5 protein-coding genes and 1 pseudogene are annotated in these 5,094 nt (G+C 64.1%); 2 read left to right on the top strand and 4 right to left on the bottom strand.

Annotated features, from left to right (window positions below; genetic code table 11):
• The 3 genes and pseudogenes from ABI213_RS10865 to ruvB form a co-directional block, all read right to left on the bottom strand.
• Positions 1–144: pseudogene (locus ABI213_RS10865) on the bottom strand (ABC transporter permease); the annotation flags it as partial.
• A 24-nt stretch (positions 145–168) separates the two neighbouring features.
• Positions 169–1,479 carry an efflux RND transporter periplasmic adaptor subunit gene (locus ABI213_RS10870; protein WP_348027030.1) on the bottom strand — a complete coding sequence of 437 codons (1,311 nt, stop codon included), beginning with the start codon at positions 1,477–1,479 and terminating at the stop codon, positions 169–171.
• 2 nt (positions 1,480–1,481) lie between these two features.
• A complete protein-coding gene (ruvB, locus tag ABI213_RS10875; protein ID WP_348027032.1) occupies positions 1,482–2,546 on the bottom strand; it encodes a Holliday junction branch migration DNA helicase RuvB in 1,065 nt (354 codons plus the stop codon).
• A gap of 120 nt (positions 2,547–2,666) precedes the next feature.
• On the opposite strand from ruvB, the gene ABI213_RS10880 reads away from it, so the two are divergent.
• Positions 2,667–3,827 carry a carbonic anhydrase family protein gene (locus ABI213_RS10880; RefSeq protein ID WP_348014584.1) on the top strand — a complete coding sequence of 387 codons (1,161 nt, stop codon included), beginning with the start codon at positions 2,667–2,669 and terminating at the stop codon, positions 3,825–3,827.
• A 71-nt stretch (positions 3,828–3,898) separates the two neighbouring features.
• Here ABI213_RS10880 and ruvA read toward each other — a convergent pair whose 3' ends face one another.
• Positions 3,899–4,471, bottom strand: a complete 573-nt coding sequence (gene ruvA / locus ABI213_RS10885) for a Holliday junction branch migration protein RuvA (protein ID WP_348006710.1) — start codon at positions 4,469–4,471, stop codon at positions 3,899–3,901.
• Between the two features lie 176 nt (positions 4,472–4,647).
• Between ruvA and ABI213_RS10890 the strand changes: the two genes are divergently transcribed.
• Positions 4,648–5,094 (top strand): polymer-forming cytoskeletal protein (locus ABI213_RS10890; RefSeq protein WP_348027034.1); only part of this gene is annotated, 447 nt, incomplete at its 3' end.

Raw genomic sequence — 5,094 nt, forward strand, 5'->3', positions numbered from 1 at the left:
TTGCAGTCCGGTGATCAGCGCTGAAATGTATGCAATGACTGCCACACCGGCCGCCACACCAATGATGATGAGCAGGGTCTGCATGCGCCCTTCGCGTAAAAAACGCAGCGCAACGCGAACTTCAAAACCAAGCCAGGAGGACATGCGATAAAACGGGGTAAGCCGGGGTTAGCGCCCCATGGCGTTGGTCAGCGCAGAGCCCGCATCGGCTTTGTCAGACTTCATGGCCGCCAGCTTGCCCGCTTGCCAGCCAACAAGCTGCGTACGAATGCGGCTACCAGGTTCAACCTTGCTGTCCAGCACCACCAGATCGCCGGCACTCAGGCCCTGCAGCACCTCGGCAGCATCAAGCGTGCGCAGACCAAGGCGTACCACCTGCTGCTGGGCTTTTCCGTCGCGTGCGACCAGAACGGTCGCCGACGTTTCCGATGTCTGGGAGCGCAACGCACTCAACGGGAGTGTCAGAGCCTGCTCGCGCCGCCCGGTCTCGAGCTCGACCGACAAGGTCATGTCTTCCCGCAAAAAGGGAGGAGGTTGTTGGTCAAGTGCGAACTTGAGCTCAATCGCCCCGCGCTGGGCATCGACAGCCGGGGCAATCGACAGTACCCGTGCGCCAAAGCGCTGGCCGGGAAATGCGTCTGCCACCACGCTCGCTTGCTGGCCAGGTTTGAGCTGGTCCAGAAAACGCTCGTCCACCTGAGCAATCAATTGGGTCGGACCGGCCAGCGCCAGACTCAAGAGTGCGCGGCCTGGCTGCACGATCTGCCCCGGCTCCACCTGACGCACGAGTACGCGCGCGTCAGACGGCGCTGAAACAGCCGTTTGCACCAGCCGTGCCTGGGCAGCCTGCGTTGCTGCCCGCGCCAGCGCGAGCTGCGCTTGCGCCTGCACCAGATCGGTCCCGCCATCACCATTGGCCTGGGCTTGTGCCCCCGCACTCGTCTGCTGCGCACGCGCCACGTCAAATGCCCGCTGCGCATCATCAAGCCGTGACGCGCTGACAAAACCCTGCGCGACCAGTTGCCTGGTTCGCAGCAACTCGGCTTGTGCGGCTTTCAGCGTGGAGTCTGCCTGGGCAACGCCAGCCAGTGCGGAACTACGGCCGCTGCTGCGCAAGCCTGCGATACGCGCTACGGCTTGCTGCTCGGTCGCCGCAGCCTGCGCCACAGCCGCGCGCAGTTCGTCTGATTCCAGCTGAACCAGTAACTGGCCCTTGCGCACCTGCGCGCCCTCGGACACGAGCACTTGGGCGACGCGGCCCGTGACGGTGCTGCCTATATCCACGCGCGACAAGGTGGCGACCCGCGCAGAAAACTGGAGGGTTCGCACCAGGGGCGCCTGCCTGATTTCCAGCACATCCACGCGCGGGGCTCGCAGCAGCACCCAGCCCGTGACCGCCAAGGCAACCGCAGCAATACCGCCCGCCAGCCATGGCCAGTAGCGCTTCATGGGAGCACTGCGCGGCGGGTGATCAGGCATTTTCAGGTACCGGGTGCAAAAAGTCCGCTTTCGGTGCTGGGCGGCGCAACGCCCAAATGCCGGTATGCCGCCAACGTGGCAATGCGCCCACGCGGCGTGCGCTGCAAATAGCCTTGCTGGATCAGGTACGGCTCGATCACATCTTCAATCGTGTCGCGCTCTTCACCGATGCTGGCGGCGATGTTGTCAAGGCCGACCGGACCGCCGTCAAAGCGGTGGATGACGGCCTCTAACAATTTGCGGTCCATCACGTCAAAGCCCTGCGGGTCCACGTCGAGCATCGCCAGCGCAAGATTGGCGATCGGCAGGGTAATGTGCCCGCTGCCCTTGACGTCCGCGTAGTCGCGCACGCGGCGCAACAGCCGATTGGCGATGCGCGGCGTACCGCGGGATCGGCGGGCGATCTCGAAGCCGCCTTCGGCATCCATCGGCGCGTTCAACAGCCCGGCGCTACGCTTGACGATGCGGGCCAGTTCCTCCGGCGTGTAGAACTCCAGCCGTGCCACGATGCCGAAGCGATCCCGCAGCGGATTCGTCAGCATGCCGGCACGGGTGGTGGCCCCGACCAGGGTGAAGGGCTGCAAATCGAGCTTGATGCTGCGGGCGGCCGGGCCTTCGCCGATCATGATGTCGATCTGGTAGTCCTCCAGCGCGGGGTACAGAATTTCTTCCACCACCGGGCTGAGGCGGTGGATTTCATCAATAAAGAGGACGTCGTTTTTTTCCAGATTGGTCAGCAGCGCGGCCAGGTCTTTGGGCTTTTCCAGCACCGGGCCACTGGTCTGGCGCAGGTTCACGCCCAGCTCGTGGGCAATGATGTGGCTCAGCGTGGTTTTTCCCAAACCGGGCGGGCCGAACAGCAGCACGTGGTCCAGCGCCTCGCCGCGCTTGGTGGCCGCGCCGATGAAGATCTCCAGCTGTTCCCGCGCTTTGGTTTGGCCCACGTAGTCGTCAAACAGCTTAGGGCGCAGGGCGCGTTCAATCGCCTCTTCTTGCGGCGAAGTGGGGGCAGCGGACACCATGCGCTTAGGCGGCGGCGCAGCAAAATCATCAGTCTGGATGGACACGGGCAGGCAATGCAAAAAAGGATGGGGCACTATAGCGCCTGGGGATGCTGGGCACCGGAAAACGCCCCACACTTATAGCTATAGTCAATGCCACTACTTTTGCCCTCGCCAGGACTGCCCATGACGCACCGCACGCACACTGTTTCCACCCGATGGGCACTCGCCCTGCTGCTCTGCGCGGGGGGGATGGCAGCAGCCCATGCCGATGAGGCCTTCGTCGAAAAGCCCAAGGCCCTGGGCAAAATCGCCCTGCCCGCCAAACCCGAGCCGCAAGACTCTGGCAGCAAGGAAAGCATGGCGCAGCAGGTGCGCGATGCCATCGACAAGGTCAACGCCAGTGAGGGTAAAAAAACCAAGAAAACCAAGGGCAAAGGCAAGGCGACGGAAACACCGGCCGTCACCATCACCATCGAGGCCGAGCCCAAGAAAGCCGGTGCCCGGGGTGCTCCGGCCCAGCCACCCGACATCGCCGCCGCCTACGCCAGAGCGCATAGGCTGGCCAACCCGGTCGACAGCAAGGCGGCCACCCGCGCCGCAGCCATGGCGGCCACGGCTGCTGCAACGGCTAAAGGCCCTACCGCCATGGCCCGGGGCGGCGACGTGCGCTGGGGTTACGAGGGCAACACCGGTCCGCAGACCTGGGACAAGCTCAGCCCCGACTTCCATCTGTGCGCCCAAGGCACGCGCCAGTCGCCCATCGCCATCGACGAAACCAACACCTTGCAAGGCCCGGCCGAGCCGCTGCAAATCCACTACCAGCCCAGCAGCGCCATGGTGCTGAACAACGGGCGCACCATCCAGGTCGATGTGGCGGGCGACAACACCTTGACGGTGCGCGGCTCCACCTTCAAGCTGTACCAGATCGTGTTCCACCACCCCAGCGAAGAGCGGGTCAACGGACGGGCGTATGCCATGGTGGCGCACCTGATGCACCTCGGCGTGGACGGCCAGGTGGCGGTCATCGCAGTGCTGCTCGACCCCGGCCAGGCCAATGCCCTGATCAACAAGGTCTGGACTTATATGCCACTGGACACCAGCGACCGGGTGCGCATGCCCGCCGGCCTGCTGGACCTGAACGAGCTGCTGCCGCAAGACATGCGCTACTACCAGTTCATGGGCTCGCTGACCACGCCGCCCTGCGCCGAAAACGTGCTGTGGATGGTATTGAAGCAGCCGGTGCAGATCAGCCCCGAGCAGTTGCGCCTGTTCAGCCAGCTGTATCCGGCCAATGCCCGCCCGGTGCAGCCCTTGAATGGCCGCGTCGTGCGGGATGCGCAATAGGCTTGGTAGTTACATGCCTTTTAGGCCGCTAGCGCTTATGACACCTGCGGCAGCAGCTATCAAAACAGGGATTACTTACCTAGCGCCTTCAGCGCCAGCTTGATGCCTTCGCTCACGCCCACCGTGGCGGGCAGGGCCTTCAGGGCCAGGGCGGCTTCCTTGTCGCTGTAGCCCAGGGCCACCAGCGCCTGCAGGATGTCCACCTGGGCATCGCTGGTGGCACCCGTGCGGATGCCGATGTCAGAACCCAGCTTGCCTTTGAGCTCCAGCAACAGGCGTTCGGCGGTTTTGGGGCCGATGCCGGGCACCTTCTTGAGCCGCCCCACCTCTTGCAGGGTGATGGCCTGCGCCAGGTCGTCCACGCCCATGCCCGACAGCACGCTCAGGGCGGTGCGCGGCCCCACACCGCTGATCTTGATGAGCTGGCGAAAGGCTTCGCGCTCGCCCGGCGTGGCAAAACCGTACAGAATTTGCGCGTCCTCGCGCACCACAAAGTGGGTCAGCAGCGTGACCTGCTCGCCCAGCCCCGGCAGGTTGTAGAAGGTGCTCATGGGCACGTCCACGTCATAGCCCACGCCGTGGCAGTCGATCAGCACCTGGGGCGGGTTTTTGGCGGCCAGCAGGCCTTGGAGTCGTCCGATCATGGGAGTCCTGGAGAGAAAACACCATTGTCCTTGACGCCGTCCCCGGCCATTGACCCTGGTTGGCAAAGAATTTCAATGCGCGATGAGCGCCCATTTTGTTACACACCTTGCATCCTGCACGGAAATGTAAGCAACTTGCGCCCCTACCATGGGTTTCTTTCATGAAGGGAACTCCCATGGCTCTACAAACCCCGTTTTTTGGCAAGCGTGAACCCGAAACCTTTGGCGTACGCACCAACTTGGCCCAGGCACAGACCCTAGCGCAGCGGCCGCAGCCCCAGGCAACCCCGTCGGCCACCGACACCGTGGACATTCCCGTAGAGAGCGTGGCCGCCCAGCCCCCGGCCCCGACCACCGGCAGCACCCTGACCGTGGGCCCCAACATCAAGCTCAAGGGCGTGGAGATCACCGACTGCGACACCTTGGTGGTCGAAGGCACGGTCGAAGCGACGATGGATTCGCGCCTGATGCAGATCACCGCCGCCGGGGCCTTCAAGGGCTCGGCCGAGATCGACATTGCCGAAATCCACGGGGCTTTTGACGGCGATCTGACGGTGCGCGACAAACTGGTGATCTACGCCACCGGCCGCGTCACCGGCAAGGTGCGCTACGGCAAGCTGGTG

The sequence above is a fragment of the Rhodoferax sp. genome, assembly GCF_039922535.1.
Classification (GTDB): domain Bacteria; phylum Pseudomonadota; class Gammaproteobacteria; order Burkholderiales; family Burkholderiaceae_C; genus Rhodoferax_B.